At 59.5% G+C, this 14759-nt stretch carries 13 protein-coding genes and 1 pseudogene; 2 read left to right on the top strand and 12 right to left on the bottom strand.

Features of this window, described 5'->3' with window-relative positions:
* Positions 1–21: 21 nt before the first annotated feature.
* Positions 22–261, top strand: coding sequence for an AVAST type 1 anti-phage system protein Avs1c (gene avs1c / locus ACE3PH_RS00430; protein ID WP_374315367.1), 240 nt, complete (start codon positions 22–24; stop codon positions 259–261).
* 280 nt (positions 262–541) lie between these two features.
* Here the strand turns inward: avs1c and ACE3PH_RS00425 are convergent, their stop codons facing one another.
* From ACE3PH_RS00425 to ACE3PH_RS00395, 7 genes and pseudogenes are all read right to left on the bottom strand, one after another.
* Positions 542–700 carry a hypothetical protein gene (locus tag ACE3PH_RS00425; protein ID WP_374315365.1) on the bottom strand — a complete coding sequence of 53 codons (159 nt, stop codon included), beginning with the start codon at positions 698–700 and terminating at the stop codon, positions 542–544.
* A gap of 213 nt (positions 701–913) precedes the next feature.
* On the bottom strand, positions 914–2119 hold the full coding sequence (locus tag ACE3PH_RS00420; protein WP_374315363.1) for a zinc-ribbon domain-containing protein: 1206 nt from the start codon (positions 2117–2119) through the stop codon (positions 914–916).
* A gap of 13 nt (positions 2120–2132) precedes the next feature.
* Positions 2133–3323, bottom strand: a complete 1191-nt coding sequence (locus ACE3PH_RS00415) for a zinc-ribbon domain-containing protein (RefSeq protein WP_374315361.1) — start codon at positions 3321–3323, stop codon at positions 2133–2135.
* 110 nt (positions 3324–3433) lie between these two features.
* Positions 3434–4114 (bottom strand): hypothetical protein, encoded by a 681-nt coding sequence (locus tag ACE3PH_RS00410; RefSeq protein WP_374315359.1) that lies wholly within the window; start codon positions 4112–4114, stop codon positions 3434–3436.
* A 15-nt stretch (positions 4115–4129) separates the two neighbouring features.
* Positions 4130–4660: a hypothetical protein gene (locus tag ACE3PH_RS00405; RefSeq protein WP_374316235.1), complete on the bottom strand. Its 531-nt coding sequence runs from the start codon at positions 4658–4660 to the stop codon at positions 4130–4132.
* Positions 4661–4732: 72 nt separating this feature from the next.
* A pseudogene (locus ACE3PH_RS00400) lies at positions 4733–4795 on the bottom strand (zinc-ribbon domain-containing protein); the annotation flags it as partial.
* Between the two features lie 254 nt (positions 4796–5049).
* Positions 5050–5961, bottom strand: coding sequence for a 2-hydroxyacid dehydrogenase (locus ACE3PH_RS00395; protein WP_374315357.1), 912 nt, complete (start codon positions 5959–5961; stop codon positions 5050–5052).
* Positions 5962–6192: 231 nt separating this feature from the next.
* Here ACE3PH_RS00395 and katG point away from each other — a divergent pair, with 231 nt between their 5' ends.
* A complete protein-coding gene (gene katG, locus ACE3PH_RS00390) occupies positions 6193–8406 on the top strand; it encodes a catalase/peroxidase HPI (protein WP_374315355.1) in 2214 nt (737 codons plus the stop codon).
* A 33-nt stretch (positions 8407–8439) separates the two neighbouring features.
* Here katG and ACE3PH_RS00385 read toward each other — a convergent pair whose 3' ends face one another.
* The 5 genes from ACE3PH_RS00385 to ACE3PH_RS00365 are packed head-to-tail and all read right to left on the bottom strand — an operon-like array spanning position 8440 to position 14758.
* Complete coding sequence (locus ACE3PH_RS00385) at positions 8440–11538, bottom strand: type I restriction endonuclease subunit R (RefSeq protein WP_374315352.1); 3099 nt, start codon at positions 11536–11538, stop codon at positions 8440–8442.
* Positions 11535–12569, bottom strand: a complete 1035-nt coding sequence (gene rhuM, locus ACE3PH_RS00380; protein ID WP_374315350.1) for a RhuM family protein — start codon at positions 12567–12569, stop codon at positions 11535–11537. The genes ACE3PH_RS00385 and rhuM overlap by 4 nt, the downstream gene beginning before the upstream one ends.
* A 36-nt stretch (positions 12570–12605) precedes the next feature.
* Positions 12606–13817 carry a restriction endonuclease subunit S gene (locus ACE3PH_RS00375; RefSeq protein WP_374315348.1) on the bottom strand — a complete coding sequence of 404 codons (1212 nt, stop codon included), beginning with the start codon at positions 13815–13817 and terminating at the stop codon, positions 12606–12608.
* A gap of 10 nt (positions 13818–13827) precedes the next feature.
* A complete protein-coding gene (locus ACE3PH_RS00370; protein ID WP_374315346.1) occupies positions 13828–14112 on the bottom strand; it encodes a hypothetical protein in 285 nt (94 codons plus the stop codon).
* A complete protein-coding gene (locus ACE3PH_RS00365; protein WP_374315344.1) occupies positions 14096–14758 on the bottom strand; it encodes a hypothetical protein in 663 nt (220 codons plus the stop codon). The genes ACE3PH_RS00370 and ACE3PH_RS00365 overlap by 17 nt, the downstream gene beginning before the upstream one ends.
* Position 14759 lies beyond the last annotated feature (1 nt).

The following is a 14759-nucleotide window of genomic DNA, read 5'->3' as shown; positions in this document are numbered from 1 at the left end:
ATTTGCGCAATGATGAGACACATGGAGACGCCCTCGACCAGGGCGGAGTTCGAAGAGCGCATGCAGATTGTCCGTGAGCAACTCGTTCAGGGAAAGCTGATGTTCAACAAGGGCCTGCGCGGGCCGGAGAGCCTGCTCAAGGTTCGGTTGCTCCCGAATCGTCGAATTGACCTGATGAGCATCGACGAGTCAGCCCGCCTGCAGGGGAATATGGCCCGACAGTTCATTGATGGAGCCTTTGACGATTTGCTTCCTGACTAGATCCGACGATGAGCTCGATCATTGCAGTGCCTCCCATCATTTATGCTGGCGGGGGCGCTGCGCCCCAAGAGCACTTGATGCTTTCCAGCGTTAGTTCGCCCTTCACGCTTTACTCATAAGCTAGCATTTCACTTATCAAGTCACACTCTGCGGAAGCTTTCAACAAACGTGTCACTGACGGACGGGCGTGTTGACAAAGAACTTGAAAGAAGGCTTACGATTCAAGGGGCTAGCGTTCACTTTCTGTGTCATCCGACAATGGCGTGTGCTGCAGGCTGCCTCAGCGCTTCTTGTCGGCCTTCTGGTCGAGCAAGCGGGCCAGGCGGCCGGCGCGTGCGATGCCAGACACATATGGCTCGTGCTTGGGCTCGGGGCGGGCCATGAGCATGGGCAGGTGCGAAGGGGTGGTGGCAGCGGGGGTTTTGATTTGTACGGACATACGCGTGCAATGACGAGTGCTGATGTGCTCCTAACGTGACCCGCTCGCACTCCGTTGACAGGGAAACGTCTCAAGGTGTTGACAATGTCACGCCTTTTTTCTGCCAGAGCACCAGGCCCAGCGACATCAGGGCCGCGGCGCCGTTTTCACCACCGCCCTTTCCCATGAGCCCGAAGCTGGAAATCCCGTTTGTGGAAGACCACAAGGGGTGAGTCAATTGACCCGCTTGTACGGAATGGTGATCAAGCCCAGGTTGAGCTGGGCTGTGTTCTCGTCAGGCATTTCGAAGACCAGCACGGATTTCTCCCCTTCGGGGTAGACCTTGATGCGTTGACCTTCCTGCACGAAGCGGCATTTGATCTCGCGGCCTTTGATCACGATCGCGTCGGACGTAAAGGTCAATTGCTCCTCGATCCCTGCCTGAGAAAAGCGCATGCCGAACACACTGGGCGTAGTCTCGGTATCCACCTGCCAGGTGCCTTCGAGGGGATGGGTCTGCATGCCGAGCATGGACTTGATGCGACTCCAGAACCCGGGCTCGGCAGACGCTTTGGCTTCATCCTGTTCACGTTGTGTGGCGCGGCTATTTCGTACCTCTGCGGCCGAGATACCGGTGGCTATGCGCCACTTTCCTTCCTTGACGACGAAGTCTTCCTCGCGCGCCGCCGTCAGGTGCCCTTCGGACGGGGCCCAGGTCCAGTCGGGCAGCAAGGGCAGCATGTGTTCGGCGACACCGGGCTTGCTCAGCCAGTCCGCCGGGTCTGCCGCAGCCACCACCACCTTGGCGTGCACCATGTGTTGCCCAGGGGCGTCAGGTCGCACGCGCACGTCCTGCGGCGTCCCGATGTCTGTTACCTCGGACACGACCGCGCTGTGGGCAATGCAGAGCCGGTTGCCATCGCGCCACTTCATCAGCACCGACGTGGGTTTGTATTGAACCAGCGTCTGGCTGAAGAAGCCGTTGCCACTGGCTATCGGCCCGACCTTTTCGTACAGGCCGGCGCTGCTCAGCATGTCCAGCCAGCCCAGCGTGCGCTGATCGTACTCGGCCACGTTGAACGTGTCGGCCGCGTAGTCCATGTTGTGCAGACACAGTGAGGCCGGTGCCTTGGCTTTCACCAGCGCAGCCAGATCTCCTTTGGCAGCGACCAGCAAATTGGCCGGGCTGGCCTCGGGTGGCTTGCCGATGACATAAATCGCACCGCCAGCGGCCACCAGGGCCGACAGCGTCAGACCGCCCCAGATGGCCAGGCGCCTGGCTGGCCACGCTGCCGGCATGACCGGCGTTGGCTCGGTTGCAACTGGTGGTGCAGACGCCGTCTCGGTCAGAGCAGCCTTGTTCAAAGGCGCGCCGCAGTTCTGGCAAAAGGCGTCATCGTCCCCGTTGGCGGTGCCGCAGCGTGTGCAGAAACGTCCCATGTTGCCGTCCTGCTTACTTCAGCTTGTGGCCGCAGTTGCCGCAGAACAGGTCATCTGCGGTGATGGGGCTGTGGCAATTCGGGCATTCCGTGGGCGTCGTTGGCTGCGCTGCCGATGGTGCCTGCAATGTGGTGGTGGCGGGGCGGGCCTGTTGTCGTGCGCGCTCTGCTGCTTCCTTGGCCCGTTCCTGCGCTTCCTTGGCCTTGCGGCGGGCCTGTTCGAGCCCGGCGTCCAGGGCGGCGCGGCCCTCGCTCAGATCCAGGCCAGCGGTGACGCTCAGATAGACCAGGTTGAGCCCCATGATCACTACCTGCATCATCAGTGAGAACAGCACGGCGCCAATCATGATCGACGAGTACTTCAATGCCTGCGCCAGCGCGCCACCCGAGCCGCCTTCGTAACCGCCCCCATATCCGCCATATCCTCCCAGGCCACCGTAGCCGCCCATTCCGCCCATGGGCATCAGCGACCCGAGCACCGAGGCGCCAACATGGGCATCCAAGATGCTGGATGCCAGCGTGGTCATGGAACCCAGGCCGAAGAGGACGCCAAACACAACCACCGCGCCGATGAGCATGGTGATGAAATACAGCGCCACCAGCATCACGATCACCTTGAACAGGCGGCTGCGTGCGCTCTGGTAGACCACCACCAGTGCTTCCTTGAAGCTGTGGCCGTCCCACACCGCGGGGGTGAACATCGGAATGGCGACCCATATCACGGCGGTGAACAGGAACGCGGCTGCGACCACAAGAATGGGGTGGGTGACGAACACCAGCAGCGGGCCCAGTCCGGGGATCTTGCAGATCATGTAGACGAGGCTGGCTACCAGCGCCAGGCCGAGCGACAGGGCGAGCAGCACCAGTGCGAAGCCCAGGAAGCGGGGCAGACACATGAAGCCGAACAGGATGGCGTCACTCATCGAGCGCGGGGTAATTTGCTTGGCCCGGTCCATCAGCATCACGCCCGCGCCTGAAAACCCGGCCGAGAGCACGGCCACGGCCAGCAGACCGATGAGCACGCCCAGCAGCGAGCCAAACGAGTTGTGCAGGCGGTTTCCCACGGCGGCAGCCACGGCAAACAGCGCCATGGTGCACAGCAAGGACAGGAAGCTCAGCACCAAGGGGCGCCATTGGGTCAGCCCTTCGGCTGCGCGTATCAACTGGCCTACATTGGCCCTGGACGACAGAGATTCGGTCTGCATGTACAACTCCGGCAGTGGCTTGTTTCTGGACAAAAGAAGGCCTCGCTGGCCAGTCGTGCAGACCAGCCAGCAGGAAGACAGGTTTCAGTTGGGGGCGGCGGTTGGCCCGCTCAGACCTCGGTCTGGCGGATGCGGCCGGCCTTCACGGTGATGCGCTCGACACCGGCAGGCACGCCGGCATCACTGACCTTGGACACGGTGATGGGGTTGCCCTTGGCGGTGTTGACGGTGCCGCCGGTCAATGCCACCTTGCGTGCCTTGACATCAGCTGGCGTCATGGCGACCTGGATCTCGGAGGACCCGCGCTCGTCTGCCACACGCTCGGCCAGCGTCTTGAGCTTGCCCATGGCTGCGTCGTATTCGGGGCTGCCCTTGGTCGACAGAGGCAGGTCCACGCTGACCGACTCGAAAGCCTTGTACTTGCGTGTTTCCTTGGTTTTCTTGTCGGTGGCGGTGACATCGACGGTCTTGACCTCACCCGCCGTGGCACGCTTCCCCGGTGGCAGTGCGGCCATGGCCTGCATGGCCTCGGTGCGTGCCTGTTCGGCGGCTGCCATTTCTTCTTGGCGGGCGCGTTCGAAGCCGATCAGGCCACCCACTGCCGCGCCGACCACACACCCTGCGGCCATGCTGTTGCCGGTGACTTTGGCCAAGATGGCACCACCGGCACAGCCGATGCCCGCGCCGATGGCGGCGCTGGTGGATTTCTTGTCGGTGCCGCCGTCGGTGTTGGCACAACCAGACAGCAAGATGACCAGGGCCACCGTAGAAAGGCTAGCTTGTTTGATCATGATGGAAGTTCTCCCTTACTTGAGCAGATCGTCCAGAGTCTTGTTGGCCTTGTGCAGCTGCGCGCGGTCCTGATCACGCTGGCGCGTGTCTGCCTGCCGCTTCTTGGCGGCTGGGGCACTTGCGGGTGTCGTGGCGGCCGGAGCCGGTGCAGACGCCACCGGAGCGGGCGTCTCGACGACGACGGGCTTGGGGGCCTCAGCAGGTGCTGGGGACGGTGCCGATGGCGGGGCTTCAATGGGCTGCGGTGCGGGTGCGGCGGGCTCAGAGGCCGCGCTGTCAGGCGCGGAGGCCTGGGATGCGGCAGCGTCCGCAGCAGGCGTCGCTGCAGCACCCTGGCGGTGAGCCATGAACCACCAACTGCCACCCACCACCGCCACCAATACCCCGGCGGCTATGGCGCCATACAGATAGGCGCGGTTCGGGCCCTCGGAGCTGGTTTTTTCAACGGCTGGATTGGGTTTGTTTTGCGGTTTGGGTTCAGGTGCGCGCGGTGGAATAACTTCAGGCTCGATATTCGGCGCTGCAGATTCAACAGGTATTTCCACAAGTGCCTGAACGGGGGGCGGCACAGGTACCGGTTCAGGCGCGACTGGTGCAACAGGCGCGGCGGTCGGTGTCCCGCATTTCCCGCAAAACTTGGCCGTGTCGGCCAGTTCATTTCCACATTTCTTGCAAAACATGAAGGCTCTCTGAGTGACGCGCTGTGCCGGTGCACGCGCTTGTTACTAGTTATTTCTGGCGAGCCTATCAGCTTTACATTTGGTTAATATGAAATTAGCGAGACACACTCAACATCACTGTGTGAAAAAAACACGGGAATGGTGTGTGCCAATTAAAATACGGGTTTAGATATTTGTTGTATGTTTATCTAAACCGGTTATTCGTTTATAGGTTTGAATAACTCGCCGGTGTGCCCAGTTGGTCGCGTCGTTGTTCACTCCGGGCTGATCACCTGCTCTGGCCGGCCTTCAAAAAATGCCCTCAGATTGGCCACCACCAGATCGGCCATGGCCTGACGGGTTTCGTGGGTGCCGCTGCCGATGTGGGGCAGCAAGACCACCTGGTTGAGGTTCTGCAGACCACGGGAGACGTGCGGCTCGTGTTCGAACACATCCAGCGCCGCGCCGCGCAGTTCACCCTGCTGCAGTGCGGCAAGCAGGGCGGCTTCATCGACCACGCTGCCGCGCGCCACGTTGACCAGGTAGCCCTGAGGCCCCAGCGCCCGCAGCACCGCTCGGCTGACCAGGTGCCGGGTGCTGGCATCGCCCGGCACGATCACGACCAGAAAGTCTGACCAGGCTGCCAAGGTCAGCAGATCGGGTTCATGGGCGTATGGCACATCGCTCGCGGCATGGCGGCTGTGATAGCGGATGTCCACGTCAAAGCCCTGCATGCGGCGGGCAATGACTCGTCCGATGCGGCCCATACCGATCATGCCGACTCTCTTGCCGCTCACACGGGTGCCCAGGCCAAATCGCTGCGGGCCACCCCACTGCCCGGCCCGCACAAAGCGATCAGCAGCACTGATGCCTCGTGCCACATCGATCATCAGGCCCACCGCCAGGTCGGCTACGCAGTCATTGAGCACATCAGGCGTATAGCCCACGGTGATGCCGCGCCGCCTGATCTCGGTCAGGTCCAGGTGGTCGATGCCAACCCCGAAATTCGAAATGACCTGCAGCCCGGGCAGTGCTGCCAGCACCGATGCCGGCAAGCCGCTGGCCGACGAGGTGACCAGGCCCAGAAAGCGGGCTCCGTGCTCGGCCAGAAAGGCCTGAGGGTCGGGTGCCTGGTTCAGCAGGCACAGCTCGACATGACGGGCCAGCTCTTCCAGCAAGCCAGGCATGTGTGTTCCTAGAACGAGAACAGGTGGACGGGTGGTCATGGCGGGACTGTTCGATTGGTGGCCAGCCCCGATTGGAATGCGAACCAGATGGGCTTAGTGTGAGCTTGGCCTATCGACCAAAGCGCCATGCAAAAAACTATCGACGCAATTTAGATAATTGGTTTGCGCTATTGCGTGGCGATTTCTACACTGCCTGACATCCACCCGCTGACTGACAGAACAGGAGACGCCATGACCGCCGAATCGAAGTGCCCTTTCCACGCCGCCAACCCGCAAACCCGCGTGGCCGCAGCCCCCACCAACCGCACCTGGTGGCCAGAGCAACTCAACCTCAACATCCTGCACCAGCACTCGCCCAAGGCGAACCCGCTGGGTGCTGATTTCAACTACGCCGAAGCGTTCAAAGCACTCGACCTGGACGCCGTCGTCAAGGACCTGCATGCCTTGATGACCGACTCGCAAGACTGGTGGCCCGCTGACTGGGGCCACTATGGCGGCTTGTTCATCCGCATGGCCTGGCACTCGGCCGGCACCTACCGCGTGGCCGATGGCCGTGGTGGCGCCGGTGAAGGCGCGCAGCGTTTCGCCCCGCTCAACAGCTGGCCCGACAACGGCAACCTCGACAAGGCCCGCCGCCTCTTGTGGCCCATCAAGCAAAAGTACGGCAACCAGATCTCGTGGGCCGACTTGATGATCCTGGCCGGCAATGTGGCACTGGACAACATGGGCTTGAAGACCTTTGGTTTTGCCGGTGGCCGAGAAGACATCTGGGAACCCGGTGAAGACACCTACTGGGGCCCCGAGACCAAGTGGCTGGCCAGCAGCAAGGAAGCCAACAGCCGCTACAAGGGCGAGCGCGAGCTCGACAACCCCCTGGCTGCTGTGCAGATGGGCCTGATCTACGTGAACCCCGAAGGGCCGGACGGCAACCCCGACCCCGTGGCCTCGGGCCGCGATGTGCGCGAAACCTTCGCCCGCATGGCCATGAACGACGAAGAAACCGTGGCCTTGGTGGCTGGCGGTCACACCTTCGGCAAGGCGCACGGTGCGGGTGACCCAGCGTTGGTCGGTCCCGAACCTGAAGCCGCACCGGTAGAAGTCATGGGCTTTGGCTGGATCAACCAGTTCGGCACTGGCAAAGGCGTGCACACCACCACCAGCGGCATTGAAGGGGCCTGGAAGCCCAACCCCACGAAGTGGGACAACGGCTACTTCGACATGCTGTTCGGCTACGAGTGGGAGCTGACCAAGAGCCCGGCCGGCGCCCACCAATGGACGCCCAAGGACTGCAAGCCCGAGCACATGATCCCGGACGCGCACGACCCCAGCCAGAAGCACCCGCCGATGATGACCACGGCTGACCTTTCTCTGCGCTTCGACCCCGCGTATGAAAAGATCGCCCGCCGTTACCACGCCAACCCGGCCGAGTTTGCCGATGCCTTCGCCCGCGCCTGGTTCAAGCTGACCCACCGCGACATGGGTCCGCGTGCCCGCTACCTGGGCAAGCTCGTGCCGGCCGAGGTGCTGGCGTGGCAAGACCCGGTGCCCGCTGTGGACCACCCGGTGATGGACGCGCAAGACGTGGCCACCTTGAAGGCCCAGGTGCTGGCTTCGGGCTTGACCGTGTCGCAACTGGTGAACACGGCCTGGGCTTCGGCCGCCAGCTTCCGCGGCAGCGACAAGCGTGGCGGGGCCAATGGGGCACGCATCCGCCTGGCCCCGCAAAAGAACTGGGCCGTCAACAACCCGGCTGAGTTGGACAAGGTGCTGGCCCAGCTTGCGGCCATCCAGCAAGCCTTCAACGATGCGCAAACGGGTGGCAAGAAGGTCTCGATGGCGGACTTGATCGTGCTGGCCGGTGGCGCCGCCATTGAAGCCGCTGCGCAGAAGGCCGGCCACACCGTGACCGTGCCCTTCACGCCGGGCCGCACCGATGCCACGCAAGCGCAGACCGATGTGGACTCGTTCGCCGTGCTCGAACCCCGTGCCGATGGCTTCCGCAACTACGTGGCCCCGGGCGTGGCGCCCTACGCCGCCGAGATGCTGATCGACAAGGCGCAGTTGCTCAACCTCACCGGCCCCGAGATGACCGTACTGGTGGGCGGCTTGCGCGCCTTGAACGCCAACACCGCTGGCAGCCAGCACGGCGTGTTCACCCAGCGGCCCGGCACCTTGAGCAACGACTTCTTCGTCAACCTGCTCGACATGGGCACCGCCTGGCAGCGCTCAGCGGCTGATGCCAACGTGCTGGAAGGCCGTGACCGCAAGACGGGCACCGTGAAGTGGACCGCCACCGTGGTCGACCTCATCTTCGGCTCGAACGCGCAACTGCGTGCCCTGGCCGAGGTCTATGCGCAGCAAGACGGGCAGGCCCGGATGGTCAAGGACTTCGTGGCCGCCTGGTACAAGGTGATGGAGCTGGATCGGTTTGATTTGAAGAAGTGATGCTCAGCGGCGTCATGTGTGAGGGGGCATCCATTAGATGGATCCCCCTACTCCCTTGAACTTTTCAACAAATGCGGCAATCTTCTGAAAAACTGTCTGCTTCTTGGTCTTGAACTGCGGGTTCAAGGGGCTCATTTTGGGCAGTACCCCGTTGAGTTCGGTGCCGTTCTCGCTGGCGAACTCACGCTTCAGTGATGTGGTGATGTAGCGCCTGGCGGCCTCGGCGTTGAGGCCTTCCGTCGTGATCAGTTCCTCCGCTTCACGCTGTTGCTCCGCTTGAGCAAAGGTGAAAAAGGCATCGATCACGCTGGCCTTGTCGCCAATTTTGTCCAGGTCGGTCTGGTTGATGAAATCCACCACCAGGCTTTCTTTGGCGCGGTTGCCCAGGCTGGCCCGAATCACCCGCCGCACTTCATCCACCAGCTCCGACTTGCTCTTGACCTTCTTGTTGTGCTCGAAGATCAACTCCAGGATGTAGTCCAGGTTGATTTCCTGAGATTTCAGCAGGTCCACTTCAAAGACCACGTCATCCCAGTCGATGGTCGACTTTTCCTTCTCGGCGCCGGCCTTGTCACGGCGCAGCCAGTCGCGTACGTCGTTGTAGGTTGAGCGGTAGTCCTGAACCTTGCGCTCCGGCGGCAGGGTGATGCTTTGCAGCTCGGTCAGTGCATCGTCAGTGAGGTGGTGCTTGGCCTTGAACGCCTCCACCGCAGCAGGGTCCGCCAGATCGACGTTTTGCAGGTCTTTCAGGCTGGCGAACTCATCGTAGTTCTGCAGCACGTTTTCCACGCGCAGGTATTCGCCAAACAGCTTGGCGAAGGCCTTCTTGTCGGCCTCCTTCTCAATGGCCGCAGGGTCTGGGAAGCGGGTTTCCAGCTCCTTGATGACTTCCTTGAAGCCCCGACGCGCCTCGCCGGTGGCCGCATCGGTGAAGCCTTCCATGTACTCCTTGTAGCTCTTCTCCAGCACCACGTTCTTGGTGTTCTTGTCACCAAACAGGGTGATGGCATCGATGGTCGCTTGCTCCAGATCCCGGAAGGTGACGATGTTGCCAAAGGTCTTGGTGGCATCAAAGATGCGGTTGGTGCGCGAGTACGCCTGCATCAGCCCGTGGTAGCGGAGGTTCTTGTCCACGAACAGCGTGTTCAGCGTGGGGGCGTCAAAGCCCGTCAAGAACATGCCGACCACAATCAGCAGGTCGATCTCCTTGGCTTTGACCTGCTTGGCCAGGTCACGGTAGTAGTTCTGGAAGCCATTGCTGTCCACGCTGAAGTTGGTCTTGAACAGCGCGTTGTAGTCGGCGATGGCTGCGCTCAAGGCCTCCTTGGCGCTGAGGTTCATGGCTGACACATCAAAGGTCTCGTCCTGGATGTCGCCAATCGCGTCTTGCTCTTCGTTGGCAGCGAACGAGAAGATGGTGGCTACCTTCAGGGGCTTGTCGCTGCCCTTCTGCAGTGCGTTGAAGCTCTCGTAGTACAGCTTGGCGGCTTCCACACTGCTGACCGCGAACATGGCGTTGAAGCCCTTGTTGCCCGCGTGCAGGCGGTGGGTCTTTTGCCGATAGTTGTTCAGGATGTACTGGGTGATCTCGCGGATGCGATCTGGGTGCAGCAGGGCTTGCTTGTTCTCTGCCGCGCTCAGCTTCTTCTCGTCCTTCTCGGTCTCGATGGCCTTGAACTGCGGGCGCACATCGTTATAGTCGACCTTGAACTTGAGCACCTTCTCGTCGCGGATGGCGTCGGTGATCACGTACGAATGCAGCTCGCGGCCAAACACGCTGGCCGTGGTTTCGGCGCCCAGGGCGTTCTCCGGGAAGATGGGCGTGCCGGTGAAGCCGAACTGGCAGAACTTCTTGAACTTCTTCTTCAGGTTCTTCTGGGCCTCACCAAACTGGCTGCGGTGGCACTCGTCGAAGATGAACACCACCTGCTTGCCATAGATGGGCAGGTCTGCCTCGCTCTTCATCAGGTTGTTGAGCTTCTGGATGGTGGTCACGACGATCTTGTTGTCGTCCTTCTCCAGGTTGCGCTTCAGGCCTGCCGTGCTGTCTGAACCGTTCACGCTGTCGGGCGAAAAGCGCTGGTATTCCTTCATGGTCTGGTAGTCCAGATCCTTGCGGTCCACCACGAAGAACACCTTGTCGATGAAGTCCAACTCAGTGGCCAAACGCGCCGCCTTGAAACTAGTCAGCGTCTTGCCTGATCCCGTGGTGTGCCAGATGAAGCCACCGCTTTCGGTGTTGCTCCAGCTCTTGGCATGGTGGCTGCTCTTGATCTTCCACAAGATGCGTTCCGTGGCGGCGATCTGGTACGGGCGCATCACCAACAAGGTGTTGCTGACGTCGAACACCGAGTAGTGCAGCAGCACATTGAGCAGCGTGTGCTTCTGGAAGAACGTGGCCGTGAAGTCCTTCAGATCCTTGATCAGCGTGTTGTCCGCCTTCGCCCAGTTCATGGTGAAGTCGAAGCTGTTTTTGTTGCGCTGCGTGGTGTTGGCGAAGTAGCGGCTGTCAGTGCCGTTCGAGATCACGAACAGCTGCAAGAACTTGAAGAGCGACTGCTCGCTGTTGAAGCTCTCTTTGCTGTAGCGGTGCACCTGGTTGAAGGCTTCGCGGATGGCCACACCGCGCTTCTTCAGCTCCACCTGCACCAGCGGCAGGCCGTTGACCAGAATGGTCACGTCATAGCGGTTAGCGTGCGTGCCCGTCTGCTCGAATTGCTTGATCACCTGCACCTTGTTGCGGGCGATGTTCTTCTTGTCGAACAGGTAGATATTCTGGATGCGCCCGTCATCAAAGACGAAGTCGTGGATGTGGTCGTCGTGGACCTTGCGGGTCTTCTCGACGATGCCATCGCTGGGCTTGTCCAGATAGGTTTCGACAAAGCGCCGCCACTCGACATCGGAGAACTGCACGCTGTTGAGGGTTTGCAGTTGCACGCGCACGTTCGCCAGCATGTCAGCAGGTGTCTTGATGCCCTTGGCGAACTCATAACCTTGGTTGATCAGGTCCTGGACCAGTTCGCGCTCAAGATCACTCTCGCTCTGGTAGCTCTCGGCGACCTGCCACTCTCGGGTGTAACTGTCGAGGACGATGAAATTCTTCGATTCGGCAATGGTTTTGTAATCGGTCATTCATCGCCCCTCTTCATTTTCAGCAGTCGCTTCACCTCGCGGTCGAAATCAGATTCGATGCGCTGCTGCTTGTTGAACTTGTCGTACTCGGCCCCGGCCTTGTGCTCGGCCTGCTTGCGCGTGACGCTGCCATAGCCCTCCAAGACCTGGTACTCGTTGAATGACAAGAACTTGTTGACGCTGTCGGCAAAGCTCTCCATCGTGAACGTGTTGCGCCGCTCGATGATGCCCTCGATGTAATCGAAGAAGGCCGATACGGTGCGCTCCAGCTTCTTGATCTCATCCTCACTCAGGTAGTTCTTGGCCACCAGCGCGTCCGACTTCAACACGCGCCCATCGGGTGCGTTCTTGTACGTGCTCATGCCCATCATGGGCTTGGTGGCATCGGCCTTCATGGCGATGATTTCAGCCGCTGTATGCCCGGTGATCGCGAAATGAAACTTGTCCTGCACATGCGCGTAAAACAGCCGCGTGGTGTCAGACTTGGGGTCGTAATCGATGCTGCATTCGGCAAAGATGTCGGTGATCTGCTGGTAAATGCGCCGCTCGCTGGCGCGGATAGAGCGCACCCGCTCCAGCAGTTCACGGAAATAGTCTTTGCCAAAGTAGCGGCCGTTTTTCAGACGTTCATCATCCATGGCAAAGCCCTTGATGATGTATTCCTTGATGAGCTGCGTGGCCCAGATGCGGAACTGGGTGGCCTGCGCCGAATTGACTCGGTAGCCCACCGAGATCACCGCATCGAGGTTGAAATACTCCAGCTTGCGTGTGACTTGCCGCGTGCCCTCTTGTTGAACTGTTTCCAAAACGGAAACAGTTGCCTCGCGCTGCAGTTCGCCTGATTCGTAAATGCTATCCAGGTGCTTGGAGATGGCCGCCACGCCGACGCCGAACAACTCCGCCATGCGCTTTTGGGTCAGCCAGATGCTCTCGTTGCGAAGCAGCACCTCGACCTTGATCGAGCCATTGGGCGCCGTATAGAGCAGAAACTCTGTGGCCTGATCTTGCAGTGTGACGTGGTGCTTGCTCATCTTTTCCCTGTGTTGATGTCAGCGACGTTCCGTCCTTCAAGCCACCATGCCGTCAGGCTTGGGGAAGCTCAGCAGCAAATCGCGGTAATACTCGTATTGCTTTTGGCGCAGCTCTATTTCGCGGGGCAGGCCTTCGGCGATGGAATTTGTCAGGGCGTCGAATTTGTCGAGGATGGCGACGATGCGGGCTTGCTCGGCAAGGGATTTTTTTGGCTCGTTCGGGTACGGCACAGGAATGGCAATTTTGGAGAACCCATTGATCAAAAGTGTGTTGACTTTGGTCCTGGCGACGTATTTTGCCTTCTCGGCGATGAAAGATGCTGTCTGCATGCAATAAGAAACAAACTTTGGATTCATTGCATGCCGAAAGGCGTAGCAGTGGTCATGAATAGCCACTTCCCCATCGCCGACCCATGCAACGGCCTTGCCAACATCTTCCACAGTCTCGCCGACGTCAGTGATCACAACATCATTCGGCATCGCATAGCGCAGTGATTTCTCCATGTTGCACCGAACTTTGGAAAAAGCTTGATCCGTCCATACTCCATACTGAGTATAGATCTCGCCATAGTGAATGACGTCGATGCCGTCGTCGACATAATCTGCTTTGGTAAAGCGCTTTCCGCGAATGAACTCGCCAAGTTCACTGAGTGGCTTCCACTCAGCTTCGCCACCTGGAAAACTCAACAACTGGTCGCGATAGTGCTTGTATTGTTGCTTGCGTGCTGTAAGCTCGGCTGTAAGCTCGGCTGTAAGCTCGGTGAAGGTGTCCAAGATGCGGACGATTTCGGCTTGGATTTCAAGGGATTTTTTGGGGTCGTCTGGGCAGGGGATTGGAATTTTTAAGTTCTCAATCTTCCCGACAGCCAGTCCAGGTTGAGCAGATTGTGACGCGTACTGATTTAGATTCATTTGCGTTAGCAAGTGAAATGCCCAATCAATATTTATGCAGGCGCTTGGTGTGACAACGACGGCGTGTTCAGTCGCATAAAACTTCCCACTTGTTCGTTGTACGTTTCCGCATAAGGCTCCCTGCCGACCTATGAGCAAATGGCTCCCGTCGTGACTATTCACCGCAACGAAACCTCGAATACCATTTCCGCCAAAACATGGATAAGGATGTTCTTTGCTGGATTTATCGCTAATGTTGCCAGCCGAGATGTGCTGACCTGCGCGCATGTGCACAACTTTGCAGAGCGCAATCCACTCCACCTCAACCCCATCCAGCAGCTTTTCCAAAAACCCCATACTCGCCCACTCACTTCTTGTTCAGCAGATAAATCGCCAGCCCGATCAGCCCAATGGCCACCAAAGCATCCTTCGCATTGTCTTTTTGTCCTTCAGCCACAAAATAGCGGCTGTGGGTGCGCTTGAGGTCATCAATGGAGTCGGCTTCAAAAACCACCACTTCCATTTCGGGGCGATGGGCGTGAAAGTATCCTTGCTCTTTTTGCAGGCAAGCAAGCTGTGCAGCGGCGTAATCACTGAACTCTGTCCAGTGCGTTTCTTTGGTGGTGCGATTGTGTTCAATGAGTAAATACATGGCGAATCGCTTCCTCTAGCTGCTGCTGATAGCCTTCAAACGGCACCACATGAGCATGCTGGTCAATCAAGGCAAACCGCTCCGCCAAAAAATGCAACTGGATCATCAGTGCTTGCTCTTGGTCGTTGCCACCGTACTTGAGGGTGTTTTTCTCATCTGACAAACTCTCCACCAAATTGGCCCAAATGTCTTGCGCATAGGTTCTCAGCTGTATCTCGTAGAACTTCTGGCCGCTTTTGGCAATGATGTGGGTCGCTTTGTAGCCATGGGCGTGCCGCTCTTTGCGCTCCACCTGCCATTGCAGCGTCTCAAATGCACCCATGAGCAGGCTGCTGAGGGCGTCTGCCGCCAAAGTTCCACCCTGAATCACAATCCGGCACCCGGCGATGTCCTGCATTTGGGGCAATCGCAATTTGGGTTGGCGCCGCAGCTTGTCCACAATCGATTGCTGGGTCTTGCGCTTGCGTTTGGTGCCCGTCCACCCAGGGGTGGATGCCAGCGTGCGCTGGATGAGCTGATAGGCCAGCTCATCGATCTCAGTGAAGGTTTGGCGAAACTCATCGAGCATCGCCAAGTCAGCTTCGCTGAATTCGCCGCCGCGAAGCCTGTCGCCCAGCTGTGTGATCTGGCTGTTGCTGAGTGTCATG

The sequence above is a fragment of the Aquabacterium sp. genome (assembly GCF_041909175.1).
Classification (GTDB): Bacteria; Pseudomonadota; Gammaproteobacteria; order Burkholderiales; family Burkholderiaceae_C; genus Aquabacterium.
This window is presented reverse-complemented; position numbering and strand designations above follow the sequence as displayed.